This is a genomic window from Clostridium sp., assembly GCF_036569345.1.
Lineage (GTDB): Bacteria > Bacillota > Clostridia > Clostridiales > Clostridiaceae > Clostridium_AD.
The window spans coordinates 36647-62733 of the sequence record NZ_DATCQT010000120.1 but is presented as its reverse complement, the minus strand read 5'-3'; the positions used below and the strand labels follow the sequence as shown (position 1 = coordinate 62733).

Here is a 26087-nt window from a genome sequence, read left to right as displayed (position 1 = left end):
ATTCTTTTGTGTAATTTCTTTATTTATCATATTTAAATTATACATCAAAAGTGGATCCCTCGGGACCCACTTTTGTATTTGGAAAAGAAAAAAAGAGCCATCTCGCTGTAGAAATCACTTTCTATTTTGAGACAGCCCCTTTTTGTGTTTTCAATTAAGTTTTAAAAAAGCAAAATCCACGACACAATAACCATAATTATATGTAAATACGACATAATATTACATAATATCCATGAATAAAAGATGCAAAAAACTCATTTAGATGTTAGTATGTGTATGCGGAGAAAAATTCTTGCGTTGTATATTAAAATTAGGAAGGTGAGGTACAAAAGATGAATAAAAAATTAAGAAACTTAGTATTAACTTTAGGTATTTTAGTAACTACAGGAATCGGTTCAGCAGCGTATGCTCAGGGTTGTAGTACCCCAAGTTACACAGTTATACAAGGAACCAATTTGCAACAGATGCTTGCTAAGTACGGGATAGAACTTCCAACGGATTTAGCAGGACAACTTAAGGTAGCGACACCTACAAAGACGACCCCTGCAAAGGCAACACCTGCGAAGGCAACACCTGCGAAGGCAACACCTGCGAAGGCGACTCCTGCAAAGGCAACACCTGCTAAGGCGACTCCTAGTAAGACAACTGCAGCACCAACCTTAACTGAGAATAACAAATTAGAAAAACAAGTAGTAACACTAGTTAATTCCGAGAGAGCAAAACAAGGACTAGCTCCCTTAAAAGATAATTCAGAGCTTTCAAACGTAGCAAGAACTAAGTCAGAGGATATGGTTTCTAACAACTATTTTGATCATACATCACCGACTTATGGTTCACCATTTGATATGATGAAAAAATTCGGTATAACTTACAGCGCAGCTGGTGAAAACATTGCAATGGGTCAACCAACCGCAGCTTCAGTAATGGATGGGTGGATGAATTCTCCAGGACATAGAGCAAATATTTTAAATAGTAGCTACACTGATATCGGAGTGGGAGTAGCGAAAAATGCAGATGGAACTATTTATTGGACTCAAGAATTTATAGGAAAATAAATAATTGAATATAGTTTAATAGAGTAAAAAATAACACAATGTATAACATTTTTAGTTATACATTGTGTTATTTTTGATTTTTAATAATATAAGATACACTGATATTTTATTTATTAAAATATTTTAAAGTGAGCTATTGAAGTTATTATTTATAATCAAAGTTACCACTAAGTTCATATTATTACATAAAATATATGTTACACTTAAAAATATAATATAAAAAAGGATAGTGAAATTGTTTATAAGGAAATATAGTCCTGAATTTATAGAAGAGGGTCGGTTATACATAGATAGAGCTAAGGAAAAAACTACACTTATTAAAATAGAGATATATAGTTTTAGTGGAAAGCATAGAGTATAGAGAATATTAATATTTGCATTTAAAGGTTAATAAAAGTAAATATTAAGGGAGGTTATTAAAAAAATTGAAGAGAGTGTGATAGAATGAGATTCTTAGAAAACATAGAAGATGGAAACATAGTTATTAAAAAAATGGGGATTATTAAAGCTCTTCTTGTAATGTTTCTATCAATTTTGTTGGAAGGGTTTGGACAAGTACCTGAAGAAATTACAAATTTATTCACTGGGAGATTCGAAAAAGTAGTTCCTTACATAATATTTATTTTTGGGGTATTGGTTAAATATTATGTTATTATTATTTTACTTAAGTGGTTTAGTATTAAGGTAAAGGAGCGAAAACTAAAAAGATTTTTGAATTTCAGGAGTTTTGCTTATACTGCCCTTATGATTATATCATTTCGCCTTATATTTGATAACAGTTTAATTTTGTGGGTAAGTACCATACCTATGCCTGATTATATAAATGGAGCCATCCAAGAACTTTCTGTTTCACCAATTATATTGTTACTTAGTGTAGCAGTGATAGCACCTGTGTATGAAGAGATTCTTTTTAGAGGGATATTATTAAAAGGGATGGCTAATAAATTAAATCCGGCTGTAGCGCTTGTTATATCTGCATTATTTTTTGCATTAGTTCATATGAATATTCCTCAAGGCATAAATGCATTTTTACTAGGTCTGGTTATTGGATTTATATATTTAAAAACGGAGTCAATTTATTTAAGCATATTTGCGCACTTCGTAAACAATTTTCTAGCTCTTTCAGTTTCATCATTATTTTCATTAATAGAAGGAAAGTATGCTTTGGAAACTCATGGTATGTTTCTAATAATAGGTATTGTACTTTTATTTATAGCTTGCACAGGACAAAATCAAAATAAAATTAAAGAAAAGCCAAGTATATATAAGGAATTTATTGAGATTTAGATTATGTTATTATGTTAAAAAATAAAATATGTTGAACAAAAAATATATATATACAAAAGACCTCTAACATGTTAAATATTAGAGGTCTTTTGTATTATAAGATAAAAATTATCTTAATTCATTCATCATTTGATTAGCTTCATCTTTTAATTGTTGTACTTCATTATCGGCAGCATCTTTAGTAGGATACCATCCCTTTAGTTTCATAGCATCAAATATCATATATTGAATATTTTGATCATTCTTAAAATTATCAATAAGTGTATTTCTTAAATTTGCACATGAGGATTCAGTTATTCCTGTACTATAAGCAGTAATAACTTGTTTTTCTGTAGCAAGTAAATCTTGCATCAAATCTTTTTCTGACATTCCTGTATTCATATTATATCCCTCCATTTATAAATTATTGATGAGAATCAAGATAAGTTTTTAGTGTAGTAAAATTTTGTTTATGTGTTTGGCTAGCATCATTACAAAGAGTCTTTAAATTTTGATCTGTGCATTGTGCGCCATATTCACTAAACTTCTTATTGAGCAATGATTCATATCCTAATTGATCTTTAATTACCTTAAGATTATTGCTTTCTAATTGTTTGTTTTCATTATTCATCATATTTATTACCTCCATTCTTTTTGTAAAACAAATACAATAATATTATCTACATTTTATATTAAATTATAAGCAGTAAATTAATGTAATAAAAGTATATAATGTAATTTATAACATAGATATGATCTATTAATAATAATATAAAAAAAATAGGGTAAAATTATATTAAGAGACTATTTTGCCTAATAAGTAAAATTTAAGAAAATTTTAAGGTTCCATTAATCAATTTTTAATAATAGTAGAGTACAATAAATGTATTAGCAATGTTATTTTAGATGGGAGTGACTATAATGCCTACTATAAACATGTTGTCATCAGCTGACAAAGTCAAAGGGCAAGGGGTAGGATCAGCTTACCTAGAACAAGTAAATTTAGTTCAAAATGGATTAGATAAAAAATATAAAGTTGTAATAAATAAAAAAGCAAGAACCGAAATTATGCACTATCATACTATTGATCTCAAGCATTATTTAAGTGTACCATTTGCTAAAAAGAAAGGTGTTACAGTTGGTTATGTGCACTTTTTGCCTGAGACAGTTGAAGGAAGTATAAAATTGCCCAGTTTTATTAGAAAGATCTTTTATAAATATATTATTAGTTTCTATAAGAGTATGGATTACCTAGTTACAGTAAATCCTAATTTTATACCTAAGCTTGAAGCTTACAATATTGATAGAAAGAAGATTACGTACATTCCTAATTTTGTGTCAGAAGAAAAATTTTATAAGCTTTCAGACGAGAATAAATACATAGCAAAGGAAAAATTGAAAATCGCAAAGGATTCTTTTGTTGTACTTGGAGTAGGTCAAATACAAACAAGGAAAGGTGTTATTGAATTTATTGACATAGCAAAAAAACTTCCCGAAATACAATTTGTTTGGGCAGGTGGATTTTCTTTTGGAAATATTACAGATGGGTATAAGGAATTAAAAAAACAAATAGATAATGCACCTAAAAATATATTGTTTACAGGAATAGTTGAAAGAGATTTGATGAATGATATATATAATGTATCAGATGTTCTTTTCATGCCATCTTATAATGAACTTTTTCCTATGTCAATACTTGAAGCAATGAATACTTACACTCCAATACTTTTAAGAGATTTGGAGATATATGAAGATATATTATTTGATTATTACCTAAAAGAAAAGGATACTGAAGGTTTTATTAAGGCTATACTAGAGTTAAAAAATAATATTAGTTATTATGATGATGCTAGAGAAAAGGCCACTCGAGGGCATAATTTTTATTCAAGAGAAAGTATACTTGATATGTGGGAAAAATTCTATGAAAAAATATATAGAACAAAGATTAGGAATATAAATTAAAAATTTTAAGATTAACATATAAATTAATAATAACTTATCTGAGATATTAGAAAAACTTTGATTGGTAAAAAATATATCAAAGCTTAAAAACCTATTAACGATAATTTAGATCAATTTCATGATATTATAGAGATTAATTACATTTTATTCGTGTATAATCTTTGGTTTTTACGCGGTTATGAAGAAATAAGCAAAAAAATCATTAAAACATACTATATAAAAGAATTTTTATAAGAAAATTATAGTATTTAAAGGGGATTGATTATGAATATTGGAATTTTTACTGATACCTATTATCCGCAAGTAAGTGGGGTAGTTACTTCTACTATTATACTGAGAAATGAACTAATTAAACTTGGACATAATGTAACCATAATTACAGTTACTCACCCGGATATGGAGCAACAGGAGGGTATCATTAGATTGCCAAGTATACCATTTTTCCTTTTGCCGTCGCAAAGAGTCGGCATGATATATTCACGTAAAATTATGACTAAGATAAAAAAATTGGAGTTAGATATAATCCATACACAAACAGAATTTAGTATAGGCATATTTGGCAGAATAGTTGCTAAAAGATTAGATATTCCGGTAGTACACACTTATCATACTATGTATGAGGATTACATCCATTATGTGTCCCATGGCATAATGCTTAAGCCTGCTTCGCAATTTGCAAAGAAAGTAAGCAAACTTTATTGTAGAGATTGTAGTGCTATAATAGTACCAACAATAAAGGTAAAAGAAGCATTAGAACAGTACGGTTTAACAAGACATATAGATGTAATACCTACGGGAGTTAATATTGAACCCTTCAAAAGAAGTAATTACGATGAAGAGCTTATTAAAGATGAAAAAAAATCTTTTGGTATAAATGTAGCACAACCAGTTGTATTATTTATTGGGCGTATTGCGAAAGAAAAAAGTATAGATATAATTATAAATAGTATGAAAGAGCTAATTAGGAGAATACCAAATTGTAAATTGCTTATTGTTGGTGATGGACCAGAACGTGAAAATCTAGAAGAATTGGCTTCGAATTTAGGTGTAGAAGAATCTGTAATATTTACTGGTGAAAAACCTTGGGCAGAAATTGGTAGGTATTATCAGATGGGGGATGTGTTTGTAGGGGCTTCTCTAACTGAAACACAAGGATTAACCTTTACGGAAGCAATGGCGGCACAAATTCCTGTGGTAGCTAAATATGATAAAAATCTAGACGGCATAATTGAAGATAAAACCAACGGAAGAATTTTTTATAAAGACGAAGATTTAGCTGGAATATTATTTGAAGTTTTAAGTGATAAAGAAAAAAGTGCATTAATGGTGAAAAATGCTTATGATGGAATAGAACCATTATCATCTAAGTGTTTTGGGGAAAGTGTAGAAAAAGTTTATATGGAAGTTGAGAGACAAAGTTGTATGTTGCAAAATCAAAAGGTAACATAATTAATTTATGAGAAGAGAATTGTAAAAACAATTATCTTCTTTTGTTTTTTTAAATATATTTGTCCTATAACATTTATATATTTGGTACAATGAAATAAATACATAAGATATGGGGAGGACGAGAATGAAAATACTTTATTATGATTGTTTTTCAGGCATTAGTGGGGATATGAATTTAGGTGCATTAATAGATTTAGGTATAGATGAAAAATATTTAGTAGGAGAATTAGGCAAGCTAAATTTACATGGATATGAAATAAAAGTATCAAGAGATGGTAGGAAAGGTATAGAGGGCACTAAGGTAGATGTAATTTTACATGAGCATAATCACTGCCATGATTATGCTGGGGGTGAGCATAATCACTGCCATGATTATGCTGGGGGTGAACATAATCACTGCCATGATCATACTGAAGGTGATCATGAGCATTCCCATAAGAATGAGCATTCCCATGAGAATGAGCATTCCCATGAGAATGAGCATTCCCATAATGGTGAACACATCCATGGGGATACTAATGATAAGCATAGTGAGCATGAACACAATCACCATGAGCAGAGAAATCTTAAAGATATAAAGGAAATTATAGAGAATAGTGAGTTAAGTTCTAAAGTCAAAACATTAAGTTTGAAAATGTTTATGAAGGTGGCTGAAGCTGAGGCAAAGGTTCATGGAAAAACATTATATGAAGTTCACTTTCATGAGGTAGGAGCAGTAGATTCCATTGTGGATATCGTAGGGGCTGCTATTTGTTTGGATTATTTAAATGTCGATAAGATAATGAGTTCCTCTGTAGAACTTGGTGGAGGGTTTGTTAAGTGTGCACATGGACTTATACCGGTACCTGCTCCTGCAACAGTTGAAATATTAAAAGGAATTCCTGTAAAACTTGGAGCAGTGCCCTTTGAAACTACAACACCCACAGGAGCTGCAATTCTAGCAGCTAATGTTTCTGAATTTAAGGATGATAATAATTTTATTGTAAATAAGATTGGATATGGTATAGGTAACAGGGATACTCAAATTCCTAATGTACTAAGGGTTATGTTAGTAGAACAAACAGATAAACCAATTAATAAAAATAAATTGGTAGGGGTACCTTCTGATGAAGGTGATGATGAAATAATAGAACAAATTATAGAATGTAATATGGATGATATGAATTCAGAGCTTTATGAATATGTTATTGAAAGACTTTTTAATGAAGGTGCTTTAGATGTGTATTTAACTCCAATAATAATGAAAAAAGGAAGACCTAGTGTAAAAATAAGTGTTTTATGCGGGGAAGATAAAGTTACGACGATGAAGGAAATATTATTTAGAGAAACTACTACATTTGGGGTAAGAAGTTTTAGAGTTTACAAAACGAAACTCCAAAGAAAATTTAATAAAGTAAACACTAGTTATGGAGAAGTTACCGTTAAAGAAGCTTATTATAAGGGCGATAAAATAAAAAGTAAATTGGAATATGAGGAGTGCAAGAAAATAGCTAATAATTTAGTGGAGTCTATAAGCAAGGTATATGATAAATTGAGGAAAGAAATATAAGATTAGAGCTATAGGAATATAAGATTTGAGTTCTAAATTAAAAAAGGCGGGGAACATATGAATTCAGAAGAAATGAAAAAATTTCTTAAATGCATAAAAAATGGAGATATGTCAATTGAAGATGGGGTAGATAAATTAAAAGATTTATCTTATTCAGATTTAGGATTTGCAAAAATAGATAATCATAGAGAACTTAGAGTTGGATACCCAGAGGTTATATATTGTGAAGGTAAAACCGTGCAGCAGATAAATGATATTGTTAGTTTAATGCTTACGAAAGATGTAAATATTCTTGGCACAAGAGCATCTAAATTAATGTACGAAGGGGTAAAAGAAATATGTGCTGACGCAAAGTACAATGAACTTGCAAGAACAATTGTAATTAAGAGGAAGGAAGTAGAGCCTAAAAATACATACATTGCGTTAGTAACAGGAGGAACTTCTGATATACCTGTAGCGGAGGAAGCCGCTATTACTGCAGAGATTTTTGGAAATAGGGTTGAAAGAATTTATGATGTAGGGGTAGCAGGTATTCATAGGCTATTTGAGAATCTTGATGTTATAAGACATGCAAGAGTAGTTATTACAGTGGCAGGGATGGAAGGTGCTCTAACAAGTGTCGTTGGAGGATTAGTTGATAAACCAGTTATAGCTGTTCCAACAAGCGTTGGGTACGGAGCCAGTTTCAAAGGACTTGCTGCACTACTAAGCATGTTAAATAGTTGCTCTAGTGGAGTTAGTGTTGTTAATATTGACAACGGCTTTGGAGCAGGATATTTAGCGAGTATCATTAATAGACTATAATTTACATTGTAAACATAAACGGGGCTTGCATATTAATAATGCAAGCCTTTAATTTATTATGATGGAGATTCACTATTGTATACGCTCTCGTAAACGTTAAGAGTATCACGAGCAGTGTTTTGCCATGAAAATTCTTTAGCTCTTATTAAGGCCTTAGAACTAAGCTCTGCACGCAAATTTTGGTCACTTAAAAGGTTTCCAATTGCTAGAGACATCTCATTAATATCATAGGGATCTATTAAAATGCCTCCATCGCCAACTACCTCAGGAATAGATGTAAGATTAGAAGCTATTACAGGTGTCCCACAGTTCATTGCCTCTAATGGTGGAAGTCCAAATCCTTCGTAAAAAGACGGATATATAAAGGTATCGCAGCAATTATAAAAAATAGGTAAATGTTCTTCAGGTACAAAACCAATGAAAATAACATGAGATTCTATTTTAAGTTCCTTTGCTAGTTTAACTAAGCTTTGACTGGGGTCTTTATAGTCACCTACAAGAACTAAATTATAATTTTCGCTTAGATCTTTATACACTTTAGAAAAAGCAGTTATGGCAGAGGCTACATTTTTTCTTTCACTAAAGCCACCTAAGTAGAGTATAAATGGATTTATTAAATTATAAGCGGTTTCTAGAAAATTTTTGCAATAGATTTTATCTAAAGGTTTATACTTTTTATCAGCAGCCAAATGGGTCACAAAAATTTTTTTCTCATCTATTGGGAAAAATTTTAGAATATCTCGCTTCGAAAACTCGGACACAGTTATTATTCCATGGGAATTTCCTATAATTATCGGCATCTCTTTTAAAAACTTCAGCAAATAGCCACGGCCAACTGTTTCTGGCATAACATACGGAATAAGATCATGGATAGTTACTATTTTTTTGCAATATATATCCTGATTAAAACCTATTCCATTTTGGGGCATATGGTATATGTCTATATTTTCTTTTGAAATATTTTCTGGAAAATAATAATCCTCAAAAAATCTTTGATGCCTTTTAGAAGTCATTACAATTTTGCAATTATCTTTTTTTATGCTTTCGTAATTATTTCCTGACCAAAAAATATGGTAGTTATTCATATCATCTATGTCAATCATATTTTTAAGTACATTCTCTGTATAAGTTCCTATACCGGTGCCATTATATAAATTGACGCCCCTAGCATCAATTGCGATCTTCATAGGTTCCACTCCTTAAAATTATTAAAAAAGCCTATATCTATAATTTGAAATCTCGTTAATTTGGTAATATATATTAATATATTATTTTAACTTAATAAGTGTGCTAAATGAGTAGATTTAATTAATCACAAATTACTTTAAATGTTCATATATTGCAATAGAACAATATTTTGGGGGTTTGGATTTGGAAATTGAGGAATTAAAGGAGATAGTACAAGAAAATTATTCTTTTCGTATTAATGATATAGAAAAAATAAAAAATGTTTATAAGATAGAAAGTGAAAACAACATGTATTGCTTGAAAATCATTAATTATGAGTTTAAGCATTTTTTATTTATTATTGGTGTTATAAAACATTTGCAGAAAAATGGTTTTCAAAATATACCAGAAATTATTATAACCAATTATGGTAAAGAGTATATAACACTTGAGAATAAATATGCCTATCTAACACCGTGGGTTGATGCAAGGGAATGCAATTATGATAATCCGGTAGAAATAAAATTATGCACATCAAAACTTGCGGAGCTTCATAATAAAAGTTTAAATTTTAAAGTTACACCTGATATGAAACCAAGAATAGCATGGCTTAAATGGATAGAAACCTTTAAAACAAGGGGAAGGGAAATACTGGATTTTAAAAGAAGGATAAATGAAAAGGAATGTAAGACGGAATTTGATAGCAATTATTTAAAAGTGATGGAGGGCGAACTGGATAGGAGCAATAGATCAATAAGTAATTTATGCAAAAGTAAATATGTAAGTAAGATGAAAGAGGAAATAAAACATAGGGGATTTTGCCATCATGATTATGCTCACCATAACGTGTTGATGGAAAAAAATGGAGGAGTGAGTATTATTGATTTTGATTATTGCATTTTAGATACTCATCTGCATGATTTAAGCAGCCTTCTTATAAGAAGAATGAAAAGTGGTAAATGGAGCATCGAAAATGCAATGTTTATTATGGATGAGTATGATGCTACAAATTATATATATAAAAGTGACATAGATGTAATGGCTGCATTTATGGAATTCCCTCAGGAATATTGGCAAATAGGAATTCAATATTATTGGGAAAAAAAGAATTGGGGAGAAGAGTTTTTCTTAAAGAAGCTTGAAAAAATGTATGAAGATAGAGTAGATAAGCAGACATTCATTGATAAGTTTAGAAAAATAAAATATGGGAGGTAATGTTATGGGAAAAAGCAAAAAAGACATGTACATGGATGAGTCCGAGATTGAGATAATTGAAACAGAGGAATCTACAGTAGAGGATTATGACATGAAACTTGAGAACATGAAGGAAGACGTTAAAAGGCTTAAGAAAATAAGGAGAAGACAAAAAAAACTTTGTGAGTTAGAACTTCAGCAAAGAGAGATATTGAAGAAAATGGACAGAAATTATAAAAAGAACAAATAGCACTCGGCTATCTAGATAGCACTTGGCTATAAAAATAGCACTTGGCTATAAAAATAGCACTTTGCTATTGTAGCAGTTAACTAATATATTTAATTTGAGGTGGTGCCGGTGGCAATAAGCATCTATAATGACTTTTCTGACTATATGATGTTTAAAGGAATTAAAAATGTAGATTTAATTGAATTAAAATATAAGAATAAAGGGCTAGATATAACTGAGAAATTAATAATAGAGCAGTTTGGTGTTATGCACGTTATACACGAAAAATCTTCTGGATTTGATGGATACCTCAGAAATAGGTTAAATAACAATACAGGGAAAATCATAGAGGAATATAAAATTTCTATTAAAAAACTTGCTGGAGATATAAATAGTATTAATAGAGATGAACCTAAAAATTCATTTGAGAAATTAATTATAAAATATGGAGAAGGAGTTATAAAAAGAGGAGAGGAATGTATAAAAGCTGTATACGAAGCGAATTATTTAGAGATTATAACAAGAAGTATGAGGCGTGGAGAAATATGCCTAGGCAATACAGATTTTCAAAATCTCAGATTAAATAATTTTATTGAGGTGGTTAGTTTTGCGAACTGTAGTTACAATATGGTGGAAATGGATTGTTTCTCTTTACTTAGTAAGTTAAAAAGAAAGGGAGTGAAACTTGATGTCCACAAGCTAGCAGATGAATTCTGTTACATTGAAGGGCTAGATGCAAATAGCTCAAAATTTCTAATAGCCTTAATTTCTTACCCTCATGAATTCATGAAATGTTGTAATAGGTATAGAGCGGGTAAAAGAATGTGGAATGATGATGTATTTTCTCAGAAACTTATAAAAACTATAATTCAGGATGGGAATTCTTTATTATAATTAGCAAAGTGATAATTAGAGAGGTGGAAATATGGTAGACGTTAGATATAAGGATAAGGCTTATTTAAGCAAATATGATTTAGACGTAAATTTATTCAGCGAATTTGATCTATTAGTATATGATGTCATTCCAGTAAGGAAGGTATTTATACTTAATACAGATAAAGGTGATAAGGTTTTAAAAAAAGTAGACTATAGCATAGACCAACTTGAATTTATTAATTATGGTATTGAATATATTAAAAAGAATAATTTTAATAGGATAATTGAATTCGAAAAGACAAAATCCAATCTTATATATGTTCCTTGGAAAGATGATATATATTGTATTATGAATTTAGTAGAGGGAAGAGAGTGTGAGTATAGCAACCCAGTGGACGTTATGCTTACGGCTAGAGCAATAGCTGAGCTTCATAGAGCATCAACAGGTATTATGCTTGAAAAGGGATTTGAAAGGCTAATAGCGAAGAATAAACAGCGTTATTTATGTGGTAGTGTTATAAAAAACTTTAATAAAAAATTAAAGGAACTTATATTTTTTAAAAGTATAGCAACCCGAAATGAAAATAAAAGTGAATTTGATTATATATTTTTAGATCACGTTAAATATTATGAGGAAGATATAAAACGAAGTATAAACATTCTTAAAGAATCAGAGTATTCCAATTTGTGTTATGAAAAAGAAAAAATTGTATTTTGCCACCATGACCTAGCTCACCATAATATACTTATTAACAAGGAAGAAGTCTATTTTTTAGATTTTGATTATGCAGTTGTAGATTTAAAAGTACATGATATTTGTAATTTTACAAATAAGGCTATTAAAGATTTTTGTTATGATATAGAAAAATGTAATAACATTATAAGTGAATATGTAAAAGTTAACCCAATAGATAATCGTGAACTAAAAGTACTGAGGGGTTTGCTTAGTTTCCCAGAAGATTTTTACGGTGTAGTTAGAGATTATTACACAAGGAAAAAACAGTGGAGTGAAGAGATGTTTTTAAATAGATTGAAGAGGAAAATTGGATATAGAGAAGATAGAGAAGAGTTTTTAGAATGGTTTAAAAATCATTATAATTGTTAGTTGAAAAGCCCCATATAGTGAATGCACTATGCGGGGCTTTGTTTAGGCATCGTCATTAATAAAGTTACTTTTTGATTCTAATATATTTATATAGGCATTTAAGGTATCTTTAGCAGTGTGTTCCCAAGTTAGGTCAGAAGATCTTTCTAATCCTTTAGTTATTAGAGATTGTCTTAATACATTATCGTGAAGCACGTTATACATTTTTTCGCTTAAGTCATTAATATCGTGAGGATTTACAAGTAACGTTGAATCCTTAACGATTTCGGGAATGGAGGTGACATTGGAGGTTATTACAGGCACTCCGCAAGCCATTGCTTCAATTGGTGGTAATCCAAAACCTTCATAAAAAGAAGGATATACAAAAAGCTCACAAGCGTTATACATAAAGGGAATATGATTCATAGATATAAACCCTGGGAAAATCACTTTACTTTCAATATGCAAAGCTTGTGCTCTTTTTTTGTATATATCGTAAGATTTACCTTTGCTACCTGCAATGACTAATTTAATATCTTTTTTTAGTTTTGGTAAAAGTAAACTAAAGGAATCCAGTAATCCAAGAATATTTTTTCTAGGACTAAACCCTCCAATATAGAGAATATAGTCTCCTGTAATTGAGTAATTTTTTTCAATGATAGATTTACTAAGGGCTTTGTCATAAGGTTTATAAATGTCTTCACTAGCTAAATAAGTGACATATATTTTTTCTCTTGGATAGTTAAAAGCTTTAATAATATCTTCTTTTGAATATTCTGATACGGTAATTATCCCATCACACAAGGAAATGATATTTGGTAATTGTTCATTGAAAATTTTTAAATATTGTTCTCCAACTGTATCTGGCATTTTATATGGGATAACATCATGCAGCGTAATAACAAAAGGACAATTTTTGGCTTTCGGTAGACCAATACCATTTTGGGGAACATGGTATATGTCCATAGACTTGTCTATTATTGGGTTAGAGACATTCACCTCATTCCAGAAGTTATTTTGGCTTTCTTGTTTAGTATTTTTTATATGGAAATTTTTTCTAAAGGGTATGGCTAGTTTACAGTCGTCTGGTACAAAGAGCAGATAATCATTATAACTGTCTATTTTATTTAAAGAGTGAATTAGTTGGTAAGAATAAGTGCCTATACCAGTTCCTCTATACCATTTTGCAGCTCTAGCATCAATTCCGATTTTCATTTTAAGACTCCTTAAACACTGATTTAATATACTAATATATTTTATTATATTAAAAGAAAGCATAAATGTTGTTAAAACATGCAAGAATTTATTCTAAAATAAAATATTAGTAATATAAATTATAGGGGGGGTGAGAAATATGATGAGAGAATTTGAAATTGAAAGACAGTATGGAATTAAAATAGAAAGCATACGTCCCAATAAGGGAGTGTATTTTTTGAAGACAAATGATGGTGCTAAATGTCTAAAGAAAATCAGTTATGGGACACAAAAACTTTTGTTCGTATATGGAGCTAAAGAACATCTCGCAAATAATGGATTCGACAAAGTAGATAGATATTTTTTGAATACCGAAGGAAACCCTTATGCATTAGTTAATGAAGATATTTACACACTATCGACATGGATAGATGGTCGTGAGTGTGATTTTCACAATGAAGAGGATTTAGTTAAAGCTTCGAAAAACTTAGCTTATATGCATATTGCATCCAAGGGATATGACCCACCAGAAAATAGTAAGCTAAAAACAGATCTTGGAAGATGGCCACACTTAATGGAAAAGAGAATAAAGTCCTTTGATAAAATGCAAGGCATGATTAGAAAAAAGAAAAATAACAAAACAGATTTCGATATGAATTATATAAGAAGTGTTGAATCTCAAAAGGAATTAGGGAAAAGGGCTATGGCTATACTAGATGACTCAAGGTATTTTGATATATGTAGGTTAACAGAGGAAGAAAAGGGATTTTGCCACCATGATTATACTTATCATAATATTATTATTGATAAAAATAATGATGTTAATATAATTGATTTCGATTATTGCAAAAGAGAAGTAAAAGCATACGATTTATCTAATTTTTTGATCAAAATGCTTAAAAAACAGGATTGGGACATAAAATATGCACAAGTAGTATTAGAGGCATATAGTAGTGTAAATCCTCTGTCAGAAGAAGAGTACAGACTTATATATGCATTTTTAGTATTTCCACAAAGATATTGGAGACTTTGCAATAGATATTATTATAATGAAGTTACTTGGATTCAAAACACCTTTAACAAGAAGATAGAGGAGTTAATTTCTGAAAAAGAAAAGTTTATGGTATTTATTGAACAATATAAAAAAGTATTTAATCAGAGGTAGTATAAGTGCTGGTTACAGCATGTATCATGCTGTATGTAGCATAAATCATGCTGTATGTAGCATAAATCATATTATTTATTAAAGTTATGTAGAAATAATATTTACATAACTTTTTTTATGCTCACCTATTAGCCATATTTTCATAATATATATTATGAGTTTAAATATGGAGGTGGTATTGTGAAAAAAGGGGACATTGTAGTAAGAAAATCTTATGGGGGTGACATTACCTTTAAAATAATTGATATTGTGTTAGAGGGCAGTAACTACATGTACTTACTTAAGGGAATAAATTTAAGAATAGAAGCGGACTCTTTAGGGGAGGATTTAGAATTAGTATCAGAAGATGACATTTATGAAATCGATAAGGTTTTTAATAAAAAAGTAAATGATTCCATTAAAAGAATCTTAATTAATAGGGTTAAGGGGACAAGAGGAGATAAAGCAGCAGCTATAGATTTTAAAGGGAAAGTTAAAGATATGCAGTTAAAACAAGAAAAACACAGAGAATATAAAAATAAAGCTATGACATTTGGAAGACCTGGAAAGATACTACATGTTGATGGAGATGCAGAATATCTTGAGGTTTGCATGAAAACTTATAAGCAGCTATCTTTAAATGCTGTAGGTAGAGTAATATCAGAACAAGATCAACCAAATGAAATTGTAGAGTTAGTTAAAGAAGTTAAGCCAGATATAGTAGTAATTACAGGACATGATGGTATGGTAAAAGGAATAACTAATTATATAGATTTAAGTAATTACAGAAATTCAAAGTACTTTGTAGAGGCTGTTATGGCCCTTAGAACTTATAATAGTAACTATGATGATTTAGTTATATTCGCAGGCGCATGTCAATCTTGCTATGAGGCAATTTTAGATGCTGGTGCAAATTTTGCTAGTTCGCCAAATCGTGTCTTAATTCATTGCCTTGATCCTGTTTTGGTTTCCGAGAAGATAGCCTATACAAATATAGAAAGCGTTGTAGCTATAGAAGACGTCATACAAAACACTATAACAGGACTTTCAGGTATAGGGGGTTTACAAACTAGAGGGAAATATAGAGAGGGGTTTCCAAAGTCTCAATATATATAAAAAAGCGTATAATTTATCTTCTTAAAGAAGATACTATAAGCGTTTATATTATAAAAATTATGTAATTAAAATGTATTAGAGGATTATCATGTAAACGCTCATAAAATAGATAAAAATTAATTATAAGGCGATTAATCTGTGAAAATGAATTTTGTTAACATAAAATCAACATTGACAAGATTGTTATAGTAGTGATAAAATATTTAGTTTGCTTGACAAAAAATAAAATTTGATATATAATATAAAATGTGGAAAGAGGTGTTTACTGTGGAAAAAATAAATGTATTGACTTCAATAAAAGATGAGATTGAAAGTCATGTTGGCGAAAGAGTAACATTAAAAGCTAATGGTGGAAGAAGGAAAATACTTGTAGATAACGGAGTTATCGAGAAGACATATCCAAACATTTTTGTTATTAGATTAGAAAAGGACACCCACAGGACAGTGACGTATAGTTATTCAGATGTTTTGACAAAAACGGTTCAAATAGTTTTTGCAGGATGAGACGATACTGTATCATAGTATCGTTTTTTATGTTTATAAATTAATCTTATGTTTATAGGATTAACAAGGCATATATTAAATAGAATGTATTTTGTTAGTGATAACAGTGCATTTTACATAATATATGCTTTTGATTTTTTACTTGAAAATTATGAAGAATTTTGTTATACGAAAATATAAATCAAATATCATATTTTGGGTACTCTTTCTATATATATTAATAGTAGGTATTTTAGGAGGGTAACAATCCATAAATGCTACCCCAATAGAAATACAAGGAGGTATAGTATGGATATTAATTTGATAAGAGAAAACATAGAGTATGAACAACTGCTAGGAGAAAATACTGTTGATACAGTGGTGAAAGAAGAATTTGTGATACCAGACACTCATCCAGATGTTAGGAAAATTCTTATGTTAGATGTAAAAGCTTTAATAGTCTCTAAAGAAATAATTGAAAATAAAGTATATGTAGAAGGGCAACTTCAATACAATGTGCTTTATATTACAAAAGATCAAGAACGTAGTGACGTTGAGAATGTCATATATAGTTCTAAGTTCTCAAATACTGTAGATATAGAGGGAGCAATGCCTGAGATGCTTTGTGACACTGAGTGTTTTGTAGAACATATGGAGTGCAGAATAGTAAATGAGAGGAAAATATGTCTAGAGGGTATTTTAAATTCAAAATGTGAGGTTTATAAAAATTTTAGTTTCCAAATAGTTAAGGACATTGAAGCAGTTAAGGATGTTCAATATTTAAAGAATCCAACTAGTATAGATAAAGTAACAAGAAATTTTACTGGAGAGCTTATTGGAAAAGCAAATATAAAAATTCCAATGGAGAAACCTGAGATTGCTAAAATTATAAAACACGATGTTAATATTCATAAGAAAGAAGTAAAGTTATACGACGGAAAAATTCAAATTAATGCATATGCGTTTATTAATATGATATATAAGGGCAAAGATAGTAGAGAATTGACTTATATTGAGCATGAAGTTATGTTAAATAAAGAGTTAGATTTTGCAGATGTAAATCCATACATGGATAATTACACAGACTTTAAGGTAGACGCTGTGCAGTTTGATATTAAGGAAGATGATTTAGGAGAAAAAAGAGTTATTGATGTAGAATTTATGATAAAAACTAATACAAGGGCAATGCACAAAGAAGAAGTTGATATGATTGAAGATGTATATTCACCAACTACTAAGCTCGAGATGGATAAAAAAGATTATGGTCTTAATGTAATGCAAGGACAATTACTCACCGAGACATTGGTTAAGGGAGATATAGAATTAGCCAAGGATATGGCAAAACCTACTAAAATAATTATGAGTAATGCCACCGTTTGTATAACAGACAAAAAGATAATTGAGGATAAGGTTATAGTTGACGGTATAATGAATGTAACTGTATTATACAGAAGTGATGATGAAGAAAAATATCTTTCTGCTGTATCTGAGGAAATTCCTTTCACCTGTGGGGCTGATATATTAGGCACTAAAATAAATATGAGCAGCTTATGCAAGGTAGCATTAGAAAATATAAATGTAGATATTGAGGCAGGAAATATAGCAGTTAGAGCTGTAGTTAAAGTATATGTAAGAGTAAACTATATGGTTCAAAAGAAATTTTTAGTTGATGTTTATCCAGTAGAGGGGGAATTGCCTAAGAAAAAAGCTAGTATTACTATTTATGTAGTTCAACCTTCGGACACATTGTGGAAAATTGCTAAAAAATATAATACAACAATACAAGAAATCACAAGAGTCAATCAAATAGAAGAACCTAATATTATAAAAGTATCACAAAAACTTATAATACCTGGTAGAATAATTATATAATTAGAGTTATTAAAAAGGTAATATTACAAATTGGTTTTTGGATAGTCAGGCCCTCATGTGTTATAAATAACACATGAGGGTTTTATTTTTTATGTTGTTAGTTTTTAAATTATAGGTAGCAATATTAAATTTATTGTAATATACTAATTTTAATAATAATATTTAACAGAGTTTAACGGATGAAGCTACTTTGGTAGATAAAGCTACTTTAGTAGATAAAGCTACTTTAGTAGATAAAGCTACTTTGGTACATAAAGCTACCGTTGTAGCTTATTAATAGAGAGTTGGAGGAAAATCATGTTAGTAAAAGCTTATGGAAAAATAAATATATCTTTAGATATAGTAGGTAAAAGAGAAGATGGATATCATTTGCTAAAAATGATTATGCAAAACGTAGATTTATATGATTCTATGTCTTTTCAAAAATGTAATAAGGGTATTAATATAAGCTGTAATAAACCATATATACCTACAGATGATAAGAATTTAGTATATAAAGCAGCGGAGCTTTTTATGGATACTTATGATATTCAGGAAGGTATAAATATATATCTTAAGAAAAACATTCCAGTAGCTGCCGGTATGGCGGGGGGAAGTGCAGATGCAGCAGCTGTTTTTAAAGCGTTGAATCAAATATTTGAAGTAAATGTGGGCGACAATGAGCTTATGGATTTAGGTGTTAAAATAGGTGCAGATGTTCCTTATTGTATAATTGGAGGAACTGCAATGTGTGAAGGTATAGGAGAAATTATTACACCACTTACTCCTTTTAAAAATCATATTTTAGTACTGGTCAAACCTAATTTTGGAGTATCCACCAAGGAGGTTTTTAAAAATTTAGATATTAATAAAATTTTTAAACATCCAGATACTGATGCCATAATAAAAGCTATGGAACAAGAAAAATTAGAGAATGTGTGTAAGAATATGAAAAATTTACTTGAAAATGTTACATTAAGAAAATATCCAGTTTTGAAAAGAATAAAAGAAGATATGGTTAAAATGGGCGCGATAGGTGCAATGATGAGCGGAAGTGGGCCAACAATATTTGCTTTTTTTGATGATATGTTAAAAGCTCAATTATGTTATGATAAATTCAAAATTTTATATAAAGAAGTATATATAACAAGAACAATTTAGATATAGTTATATACTGAAATATGAAACGTGTAAAAGCCTTTATGGTTTTTACACGTTTTTATATTTATATAAATGAATATTTTCTCTCTGTGTCGTAAAAACTAGCTACATCAAATTAGATTAAATTTATTATTGTATAAAGTTTCATAATTTATGGTGTTTTGTTAATCATACTAAAATAGGGAGAACGAAAATGAAAATTTTACATTTATGTGGTATATATTTTTTGGCGATGATGGTAATTGAAGGTACCGTTTTGCTAACAGTTGACGTTAGAAACTTTAAAAGAACTGGTATGGGAATTATTAGTAAAAAAGCGCATGTTTTAGGGTGGTCAGCAATTATTATATCTACAATTTTATTTATATTGAGGTGGATGGTTTAATAAAATTTTAGAAGTTGATAATATAAAGGTACCTAAGGTGATGATTTAACTGAATATGCATAGTTGGATTTTACATATAAGGAAGTGAAAAATATGAGGGAGAAAATTAACGATAAAATTGAACTTAAGGCAGAAAAAAACATAGAGTATTTAAAAGAACTTTTACAAGATAACTCTGATATTATTTTTAGAACTTTCAATGTGGGGGAATGGAAAGCTTCACTAGTTTATATTGATGGAATGGCAGATAAATTACTACTTGATCATTATGTATTAGAACCATTAATGTTGGCTTCAAAGGATATAGAGAATGTTGAGCAAATAAAAGATAATATACTTGCAGTGACTGATATGCATGAAGTGAAAAAACTAAGTGAAGGAGTTAAATTTGCCCTGTCTGGGGACACATTAATGTTTATAGATGATCTAGACTGCGCCTATATAATTGCAACACGTTTCTGGCCTGCTAGAGGGGTAGGTGACCCATCGGGCGAGACAGTAATTAGGGGTGCAAGGGACGGATTTACAGAAACTATAAGATTTAATACTGCATTAGTAAGAAGGCGAATTAGGGATACAAGGTTGAAAATTAAACCTAAATCTATAGGAAATAGATCAAAAACTGATGTGGCTATTATGTATATTGACGACATAGTTAATAAAGAAGTACTTAATGAACTTTTGCAAAGAGTAGACAAGATAAACATTGATGCAGTTCTCGATAGTGCATACATTGAACAGCTAATTGAGGATAATAAATATTCCCCTTTTCCTCAAATACAAAGCACTGAGAGACCAGATGTTGTAGCTGCAGCCTTATATGAAGGTAGAGTGGCGCTACTTGTAGATAATTCACCTTTCGCAATTATTGTACCAACTACATTACCTAATTTGTTTCAATCTCCAGATGATTATTATCAAAGATGGATGTATAGTTCTGTAGTTAGATTTATTAGGATGCTTTCAATTCTTATTTCTCTTACTGCACCGGCACTTTATGTAGCTATTACCTCGTTTCATACATCTATAATACCTACAAAATTAGCATATGCTATAGCAGCTTCTAGAGAAGGGGTACCTTTTCCTGCATTTATGGAGGCTATAATTATGGAACTGTTTTTTGCGCTGCTTATGGAGGCTGTAGTTAGATTGCCAAGGCCAATTGGATCCACTATTGGTATTGTAGGAGGACTTGTTATAGGGCAATCTGCTGTTAGTGCAGGAATAGTTAGCCCGGTTATGATAATTATTGTGGCTATTACTGCTATTACTACATTTGTAACTCCTAATTATGAAGTTTCTACAGCCTTTAGACTTGTAAGATTTTTGATTCTTATTGCTTCAGCAATTGCAGGTCTTTACGGGATAATGATTGGGCTTATTATACTACTCATTCATCTAGTTAGAATGAAAAGTTTTGGAATACCTTATTTAGCACCGGCGGTTAGTACTAATATGAAGGATTTAAAAGATATGTATATTAGAGAACCGATATCAGAACTTAAAGAAAGACCTAAATATATGAAAACGGGAGATAAGATAAGGCAAAAATAATTTAGAACATCTTTTATTTGGAGGTGAAAAATATATTATGAAAGATAAAAAAATAATTGAAGACTTTGGCTTATTTACGACCATTATAGTAGCTGTAGTAGGCGTAGGAATATTTTCCTGCCCCAAAAATGCTATAGATAAAGTAGGTAGTGATGCATGGATAGTTACTTTAATTTCTGGATTAGTAGTTTTTTTATTGATATATCTTATATACAAGGTAATGAAGAAAAATGATTTTGAGGATCTTACAAATATATTGCAAAATAGTTTTGGTAAGTATCTTGGAGGGATATTTGCTATTACCTTTTCAATGTATAGTATATTTATTATTTCCTTAGGAATGAGGGAATTTGGTGAGGTAATTAAACTATATTTATTAAGGCAGACGCCTACAGAATTTATTTTAATGATTACAATTTTGGCAGGAACCTATTTAGTTAGAGGCGAAATAGGCGATTTAGTTAAGTTTAATGAAATTTCATTTTGGGTTATGTTTGTTCCAGCATTTACAGTGTTAGCGTTTACGACGCTAAATGCTGACTTTACAAATGTATTGCCCGTTCTTAATAATAAGCCTTTGGATTACTTAAGGGCTTCTAAATATATTTTATTCTGTTTTGGAGGAATAGAAATAGCATATCTTATACTTCCTTATGTTAAAAATAAGAATAACTCAGCAAGTGTATTAAAAAAGAGCATTATGTTTATAACTTTATTTTATTTAATTGTTATGATTCTTGTTTTAGCTGTATTCTCAAAAGCTCAGGGTGGCATTTTATTATGGCCAACTATAACTATGATACAGTCTTTGGATATACCAAACACATTTATAGAACACTGGGAAGGAATAGTAATGGCATTTTGGATATTTTTTTATTTTACTACTTTTGTTAACTCGTATTTCTTCTCTAGTGAGATCATCAAAAATGTATTTAAATTGAGGGATACTAAGCTATCTTCGGTTTTAATTATGCCATTTATTTATATAATAGCGCTATATCCAGAGAATATAGCAGAGCTTTACACTTTGCAGTTCAATAATATTCTACTCATATCAATAGCTATATTTCTTTTTGCAATGCTACCCATACTTATCTTACTTAAGGGAAAAGCTAAAGAGCGTGGAAAGGGGAGAAATGTGGATGAAGTTTAAAAAGGTTTTGCCTATTATAATGTGTTGCATGTTGCTTAGTGGGTGCTGGGATAGAGTAGAAATAGATAGGCGTAATTTTATATCAACTATAGCTATAGACCCGGGAGAAGATATTTATAAAGAAAACCAAGTAAAAAGTATTAAACCGGAAGAACCCTTTGCTGAGAGGCAGCTTAAGAAAATCAATGTTACTTATGGATTTCCAGATATGAGTATGATAGGTGTTGGCAAAGGTGGAAGTCCTCAGGAGAAATATATTAACACTCAGGCTTACTCTATGGAAGATGCTTATTCTGAGGCTATGGCTAAAAGCAGTAGAGATATATATATGGGACATACCAAGCTACTTATATTGAGTAGCGATATATTGAAACATAAGGATACAGTTAAAGAGATAGTAGATTATCTAGAGAGGAATCCTAGTTTGAGTAGAATGATGCAGGTAATTGTCTCAGATGGTAAAGCAGAAGATTATGTGAAATTCAAGCCTACGACTGAAAATAGTGCCCAATATTATATTGCTGGACTTATGGATAACAGCAAGAGGAATTCTAGGATTATGAGCATGACCTTAAATGAACTTCTAATACTTTTAAGTGAAAACGGTAATGCGTTACTACCTAGAATAAGTATGGATAAGGGAAAAAATGAATTGATGTTATCTGGTGCTGCAATAATTAAAGATTATGAAATAAAGGGATATTTTACACCACTTGAGCTAATGGACATTCAACTTTTAAATGGTAAGTTTATTGCTGGTAAAAAAGTCATCTATATAAATGGTCACCCAATTGATTTTATAATTGATGGCTATGATAGGGAAATGGAAGTTGTGGAAGAGGGAGATAAGTTAGCCATTAATGTGAAGTTAAGGTTAGAGGGACAGCTAGGTGAATATTATGTAGGTGAGAAAATGCTTGATAAGGATGAGTTACAAAAACTTCAAAATGATTTTAATAATTCCATTAGTTTAGAGTGTGAAAAAGTTATGGCGATTTCTATAAGTGAATTTGGGATAGATCCATTTGGGGTTCGAGAGTATGTTCAAAAGTTCAAACCTTCTTTATGGAACAAAATAGAAAAAGATTGGAATGGAAAATATAAAAATGCAACAATAAATGTAACTGTTAATACTGAAATGCGAAGAATTGGAGCAGTTCAGTGAATATAATTACAAAATATGGCAATGATTATAATATAAATTATTCTATTCAAGGGGGATAAATATGAAAAAATTTATATTAACAAGTCTTACCATAATTATTATAACTTTTATAGCTCTAAATTGGAGTAATGCATCTGGGGAAGTAAGCCAAGGTGAAGTTGCAGGTAAACTTATAAGGTTTCATGTAATAGCTAATAGTGATGGAGAAATAGATCAAAACTTAAAATTAAAAGTAAGGGATTCCGTCTTAAAATATATATCACCAAAACTTAAAGATTCGACGAGTATAGAAGAATCTAGAAAGATTATAAAGAATGAAGATAAAAACATTAAAAAAATAGCTCAAACGATTATAAAGAAAAATGGTTTTAAATATTCAGTTGCGACTACTCTTTCGCAGGAATATTTTCCAGTTAAAACCTATGGGAATATAACTTTGCCCCAAGGAAAATATGAGGCCTACAGAATAATTATAGGAACAGGCAAAGGACAAAACTGGTGGTGTGTTATGTTTCCACCATTATGTTTTGTAGATATTACAAAAGGAAATGTATCCTACGTAAAAACTGAAAAAGAAATGAAAACAGTATTATCAGATGATGAGTACAAATTTATAGACAATACTGTAGATAATAAAAAAATAATTGTGAAATTTAAATTGCAAGAAATTTTTAGTGAACTATTTAGCTAAGGAAGAATCTTAAAACTGCTAAGAGAATAATAAATTATAATTGTTATTTACTAATGAAGAATACTGGAGGAAAACATATGAAAATGATAAAGAAAAGAATTTTGTATACAAGTGCTGTAGCTGTAATTGTTGTATTTTCAACTACTTTTGCTATACTGATGTTTTTGGAGAGGTTAGATTATAGAAATTATCTTCAAGGGCAATATAGTAAGAATATGTATGAACTCATTAGTTCTGTACAAAACATAAGAGTAAATCTTGGTAAATCTGCAATTGTTGGCTCTCGAGAACAAAGCATAGTGGTTTTTGAAGAAATCTTTAGATACTCAGCTACTGCAAATGATAAATTGCATTCATTACCACTAGACCAAGAAGTTGTTGGAGATACTAGTGTGTTTTTAACTCAAGTAGGAGATTTTTGTTATACATTAGCAACAGCAGCATCAGAAGGAAAGGAAATTAGTGATAAGGAAGTCAAATTAATTGATGGATTAGAGAATCAGTCATATACGCTCCAAGAACAATTAAATGGTGTACTTACTGATATAAATGAAGGTAATGTGAAATGGGGAGAAATTAGGAAAAAAAGTAGTGGCGTACTCGCAAAATCAGGAAATGATCTTATGAATGAAAAATTTATAGGTATACAAAAACAAATAGTTCAATATCCAGCATTAGTTTATGATGGTCCTTTCTCTGATAATATATTAGAAATAAAGCCTAAAATAATGTCTGAAGATATAGTAAGTCAAAAGGTAGCAATTCAAAATATAGAAAAGATATTCGGAAAAGGTAAAATCGTAAATATTAAAAATAAGCCAACAGAAGGAAAAACTACAATACCTTCCTATACTTTTGACATAACATTTAAAGGGCAAGAAAAAAGTAAGGCTAAAACGGTATTGGAAATAAGTAAAAATGGTGGCAAAATATTATATTTATTAGATAATAGGCCTATAGGAAAAGCGACTTTAGATATTAAAAATGCAGTAGAAGGTGGAAGTAAATTTATTAGTAAATTGGGATATAAAAATATGCAACCTACATACACGCTAAAATATGAAAATACAATAGTAGTAAGTTATGTATATAAACAAGGGGAAGTAACTATTTATCCAGATCAAGTAAAACTTAAGATTGCACTAGATAATGGTAGTATTATAGGAATTGAGTCTGAAAAATTCTTAGTTTCTCATATTGAAACAAGGAAGGACACTACTCCCAAAATAACTGCAGCCCAAGCGCAAGAAAAGGTTGGCAAAAGGCTAAAAATAAGTAAAGTTAGTTTAGCTATTATACCAACTGAGACAAATAAAGAAGTTTTGTGTTTTGAATTTTTAGGAACATATAAGGGGAAAAGTTTTATAGTATATATTAACGCAAGTACTGGATATGAGCAAAGAATAATTGAAATAATAGATACTCCTAATGGAAAATTAACTATATAACTTTTTAAAGGGTATATGTGAATAAAATGCGTATATCCTTTTTTTATTGAGTAACTTTAATGGTAATTGCTATTCTAAAATTTTAAATATTGTGATTATAAAATTAT

25 protein-coding genes are annotated in these 26087 nt (G+C 30.1%); 21 read left to right on the top strand and 4 right to left on the bottom strand.

Translation table 11 applies throughout. The features are described 5' to 3' along the window. Positions 1 to 332: 332 nt before the first annotated feature. Positions 333 to 1055: a CAP domain-containing protein gene (locus tag VIM70_RS11995; protein ID WP_331945999.1), complete on the top strand. Its 723-nt coding sequence runs from the start codon at positions 333 to 335 to the stop codon at positions 1053 to 1055. A 444-nt stretch (positions 1056 to 1499) separates the two neighbouring features. Then, complete coding sequence (locus VIM70_RS11990) at positions 1500 to 2342, top strand: type II CAAX endopeptidase family protein (RefSeq protein ID WP_331945998.1); 843 nt, start codon at positions 1500 to 1502, stop codon at positions 2340 to 2342. A 108-nt stretch (positions 2343 to 2450) separates the two neighbouring features. Here VIM70_RS11990 and VIM70_RS11985 read toward each other — a convergent pair whose 3' ends face one another. After that, complete coding sequence (locus VIM70_RS11985) at positions 2451 to 2723, bottom strand: spore coat protein (protein WP_331945997.1); 273 nt, start codon at positions 2721 to 2723, stop codon at positions 2451 to 2453. Positions 2724 to 2745: 22 nt separating this feature from the next. Further along, complete coding sequence (locus VIM70_RS11980; RefSeq protein ID WP_331945996.1) at positions 2746 to 2955, bottom strand: hypothetical protein; 210 nt, start codon at positions 2953 to 2955, stop codon at positions 2746 to 2748. A 287-nt stretch (positions 2956 to 3242) separates the two neighbouring features. Between VIM70_RS11980 and VIM70_RS11975 the strand changes: the two genes are divergently transcribed. From VIM70_RS11975 to larB, 4 genes are all read left to right on the top strand, one after another. Further along, positions 3243 to 4283 carry a glycosyltransferase family 4 protein gene (locus tag VIM70_RS11975; RefSeq protein ID WP_331945995.1) on the top strand — a complete coding sequence of 347 codons (1041 nt, stop codon included), beginning with the start codon at positions 3243 to 3245 and terminating at the stop codon, positions 4281 to 4283. A 264-nt stretch (positions 4284 to 4547) separates the two neighbouring features. After that, positions 4548 to 5732: a glycosyltransferase family 4 protein gene (locus VIM70_RS11970; RefSeq protein WP_331945994.1), complete on the top strand. Its 1185-nt coding sequence runs from the start codon at positions 4548 to 4550 to the stop codon at positions 5730 to 5732. A 124-nt stretch (positions 5733 to 5856) separates the two neighbouring features. After that, positions 5857 to 7281 carry a nickel pincer cofactor biosynthesis protein LarC gene (larC, locus tag VIM70_RS11965; RefSeq protein WP_331945993.1) on the top strand — a complete coding sequence of 475 codons (1425 nt, stop codon included), beginning with the start codon at positions 5857 to 5859 and terminating at the stop codon, positions 7279 to 7281. Between the two features lie 57 nt (positions 7282 to 7338). Next, positions 7339 to 8085: a nickel pincer cofactor biosynthesis protein LarB gene (gene larB / locus VIM70_RS11960; RefSeq protein ID WP_331945992.1), complete on the top strand. Its 747-nt coding sequence runs from the start codon at positions 7339 to 7341 to the stop codon at positions 8083 to 8085. Between the two features lie 56 nt (positions 8086 to 8141). Here larB and VIM70_RS11955 read toward each other — a convergent pair whose 3' ends face one another. Then, complete coding sequence (locus VIM70_RS11955) at positions 8142 to 9272, bottom strand: glycosyltransferase family 1 protein (protein WP_331945991.1); 1131 nt, start codon at positions 9270 to 9272, stop codon at positions 8142 to 8144. 184 nt (positions 9273 to 9456) lie between these two features. Here VIM70_RS11955 and VIM70_RS11950 point away from each other — a divergent pair, with 184 nt between their 5' ends. The 4 genes from VIM70_RS11950 to VIM70_RS11935 all read left to right on the top strand — a co-directional run bounded on the left by VIM70_RS11950 (position 9457) and on the right by VIM70_RS11935 (position 12656). Next, on the top strand, positions 9457 to 10467 hold the full coding sequence (locus VIM70_RS11950) for a CotS family spore coat protein (protein WP_331945990.1): 1011 nt from the start codon (positions 9457 to 9459) through the stop codon (positions 10465 to 10467). A gap of 4 nt (positions 10468 to 10471) precedes the next feature. After that, positions 10472 to 10696: a hypothetical protein gene (locus VIM70_RS11945; RefSeq protein ID WP_331945989.1), complete on the top strand. Its 225-nt coding sequence runs from the start codon at positions 10472 to 10474 to the stop codon at positions 10694 to 10696. 108 nt (positions 10697 to 10804) lie between these two features. Further along, positions 10805 to 11569, top strand: coding sequence for a hypothetical protein (locus VIM70_RS11940; RefSeq protein WP_331945988.1), 765 nt, complete (start codon positions 10805 to 10807; stop codon positions 11567 to 11569). A 31-nt stretch (positions 11570 to 11600) separates the two neighbouring features. Beyond that, complete coding sequence (locus tag VIM70_RS11935) at positions 11601 to 12656, top strand: CotS family spore coat protein (RefSeq protein WP_331945987.1); 1056 nt, start codon at positions 11601 to 11603, stop codon at positions 12654 to 12656. Positions 12657 to 12698: 42 nt separating this feature from the next. On the opposite strand, the gene VIM70_RS11930 is transcribed toward VIM70_RS11935, so the two are convergent. Continuing rightward, positions 12699 to 13850 (bottom strand): glycosyltransferase family 1 protein, encoded by a 1152-nt coding sequence (locus tag VIM70_RS11930; protein WP_331945986.1) that lies wholly within the window; start codon positions 13848 to 13850, stop codon positions 12699 to 12701. Between the two features lie 139 nt (positions 13851 to 13989). On the opposite strand from VIM70_RS11930, the gene VIM70_RS11925 reads away from it, so the two are divergent. The 11 genes from VIM70_RS11925 to ypeB all read left to right on the top strand — a co-directional run bounded on the left by VIM70_RS11925 (position 13990) and on the right by ypeB (position 25980). Continuing rightward, complete coding sequence (locus VIM70_RS11925; RefSeq protein ID WP_331945985.1) at positions 13990 to 14994, top strand: CotS family spore coat protein; 1005 nt, start codon at positions 13990 to 13992, stop codon at positions 14992 to 14994. A gap of 180 nt (positions 14995 to 15174) precedes the next feature. Beyond that, complete coding sequence (yabG, locus tag VIM70_RS11920; RefSeq protein ID WP_331945984.1) at positions 15175 to 16089, top strand: sporulation peptidase YabG; 915 nt, start codon at positions 15175 to 15177, stop codon at positions 16087 to 16089. A 246-nt stretch (positions 16090 to 16335) separates the two neighbouring features. Further along, positions 16336 to 16593, top strand: a complete 258-nt coding sequence (locus tag VIM70_RS11915; protein ID WP_414648711.1) for a Veg family protein — start codon at positions 16336 to 16338, stop codon at positions 16591 to 16593. A gap of 288 nt (positions 16594 to 16881) precedes the next feature. Beyond that, entirely contained in the window at positions 16882 to 18444 is a 1563-nt protein-coding gene (locus VIM70_RS11910) for a DUF3794 and LysM peptidoglycan-binding domain-containing protein (protein ID WP_331945983.1), read from the top strand. 297 nt (positions 18445 to 18741) lie between these two features. Then, complete coding sequence (ispE, locus tag VIM70_RS11905; RefSeq protein ID WP_331945982.1) at positions 18742 to 19584, top strand: 4-(cytidine 5'-diphospho)-2-C-methyl-D-erythritol kinase; 843 nt, start codon at positions 18742 to 18744, stop codon at positions 19582 to 19584. A gap of 193 nt (positions 19585 to 19777) precedes the next feature. After that, positions 19778 to 19969, top strand: a complete 192-nt coding sequence (locus VIM70_RS11900) for a CLC_0170 family protein (protein ID WP_331945981.1) — start codon at positions 19778 to 19780, stop codon at positions 19967 to 19969. A gap of 93 nt (positions 19970 to 20062) precedes the next feature. Next, positions 20063 to 21523: a spore germination protein gene (locus VIM70_RS11895; protein ID WP_331945980.1), complete on the top strand. Its 1461-nt coding sequence runs from the start codon at positions 20063 to 20065 to the stop codon at positions 21521 to 21523. Between the two features lie 37 nt (positions 21524 to 21560). Next, entirely contained in the window at positions 21561 to 22676 is a 1116-nt protein-coding gene (locus VIM70_RS11890) for an endospore germination permease (RefSeq protein ID WP_331945979.1), read from the top strand. Then, positions 22666 to 23841, top strand: coding sequence for a Ger(x)C family spore germination protein (locus VIM70_RS11885; RefSeq protein ID WP_331945978.1), 1176 nt, complete (start codon positions 22666 to 22668; stop codon positions 23839 to 23841). The genes VIM70_RS11890 and VIM70_RS11885 overlap by 11 nt, the downstream gene beginning before the upstream one ends. 61 nt (positions 23842 to 23902) lie before the next feature. Continuing rightward, the gene (gene spoIIR, locus VIM70_RS11880; protein ID WP_331945977.1) at positions 23903 to 24532 is read left to right on the top strand and encodes a stage II sporulation protein R; all 630 of its coding nucleotides are present in this window, start codon (positions 23903 to 23905) and stop codon (positions 24530 to 24532) included. A gap of 77 nt (positions 24533 to 24609) precedes the next feature. Beyond that, positions 24610 to 25980 (top strand): germination protein YpeB, encoded by a 1371-nt coding sequence (gene ypeB / locus VIM70_RS11875; RefSeq protein WP_331945976.1) that lies wholly within the window; start codon positions 24610 to 24612, stop codon positions 25978 to 25980. Positions 25981 to 26087: the final 107 nt, after the last annotated feature.

What these genes read in the sequence shown, in the direction of transcription:
- VIM70_RS11995 (WP_331945999.1), top strand. Translation starts at nt 333, where the DNA reads ATGAATAAAAAATTAAGAAACTTAGTATTAACTTTAGGTATTTTAGTA.
- VIM70_RS11975 (WP_331945995.1), top strand. Translation starts at nt 3,243, where the DNA reads ATGCCTACTATAAACATGTTGTCATCAGCTGACAAAGTCAAAGGGCAA.
- spoIIR (WP_331945977.1), top strand. Translation starts at nt 23,903, where the DNA reads ATGAAAAAATTTATATTAACAAGTCTTACCATAATTATTATAACTTTT.
- VIM70_RS11900 (WP_331945981.1), top strand. Translation starts at nt 19,778, where the DNA reads ATGAAAATTTTACATTTATGTGGTATATATTTTTTGGCGATGATGGTA.
- VIM70_RS11890 (WP_331945979.1), top strand. Translation starts at nt 21,561, where the DNA reads ATGAAAGATAAAAAAATAATTGAAGACTTTGGCTTATTTACGACCATT.
- VIM70_RS11915 (WP_414648711.1), top strand. Translation starts at nt 16,336, where the DNA reads ATGTGGAAAGAGGTGTTTACTGTGGAAAAAATAAATGTATTGACTTCA.
- VIM70_RS11935 (WP_331945987.1), top strand. Translation starts at nt 11,601, where the DNA reads ATGGTAGACGTTAGATATAAGGATAAGGCTTATTTAAGCAAATATGAT.
- VIM70_RS11930 (WP_331945986.1), bottom strand. Translation starts at nt 13,850, where the DNA reads ATGAAAATCGGAATTGATGCTAGAGCTGCAAAATGGTATAGAGGAACT.
- VIM70_RS11895 (WP_331945980.1), top strand. Translation starts at nt 20,063, where the DNA reads ATGAGGGAGAAAATTAACGATAAAATTGAACTTAAGGCAGAAAAAAAC.
- VIM70_RS11985 (WP_331945997.1), bottom strand. Translation starts at nt 2,723, where the DNA reads ATGAATACAGGAATGTCAGAAAAAGATTTGATGCAAGATTTACTTGCT.
- VIM70_RS11885 (WP_331945978.1), top strand. Translation starts at nt 22,666, where the DNA reads ATGAAGTTTAAAAAGGTTTTGCCTATTATAATGTGTTGCATGTTGCTT.
- VIM70_RS11970 (WP_331945994.1), top strand. Translation starts at nt 4,548, where the DNA reads ATGAATATTGGAATTTTTACTGATACCTATTATCCGCAAGTAAGTGGG.
- VIM70_RS11945 (WP_331945989.1), top strand. Translation starts at nt 10,472, where the DNA reads ATGGGAAAAAGCAAAAAAGACATGTACATGGATGAGTCCGAGATTGAG.
- VIM70_RS11980 (WP_331945996.1), bottom strand. Translation starts at nt 2,955, where the DNA reads ATGATGAATAATGAAAACAAACAATTAGAAAGCAATAATCTTAAGGTA.
- VIM70_RS11910 (WP_331945983.1), top strand. Translation starts at nt 16,882, where the DNA reads ATGGATATTAATTTGATAAGAGAAAACATAGAGTATGAACAACTGCTA.
- ypeB (WP_331945976.1), top strand. Translation starts at nt 24,610, where the DNA reads ATGAAAATGATAAAGAAAAGAATTTTGTATACAAGTGCTGTAGCTGTA.
- ispE (WP_331945982.1), top strand. Translation starts at nt 18,742, where the DNA reads ATGTTAGTAAAAGCTTATGGAAAAATAAATATATCTTTAGATATAGTA.
- VIM70_RS11955 (WP_331945991.1), bottom strand. Translation starts at nt 9,272, where the DNA reads ATGAAGATCGCAATTGATGCTAGGGGCGTCAATTTATATAATGGCACC.
- larC (WP_331945993.1), top strand. Translation starts at nt 5,857, where the DNA reads ATGAAAATACTTTATTATGATTGTTTTTCAGGCATTAGTGGGGATATG.
- larB (WP_331945992.1), top strand. Translation starts at nt 7,339, where the DNA reads ATGAATTCAGAAGAAATGAAAAAATTTCTTAAATGCATAAAAAATGGA.
- VIM70_RS11925 (WP_331945985.1), top strand. Translation starts at nt 13,990, where the DNA reads ATGATGAGAGAATTTGAAATTGAAAGACAGTATGGAATTAAAATAGAA.
- VIM70_RS11990 (WP_331945998.1), top strand. Translation starts at nt 1,500, where the DNA reads ATGAGATTCTTAGAAAACATAGAAGATGGAAACATAGTTATTAAAAAA.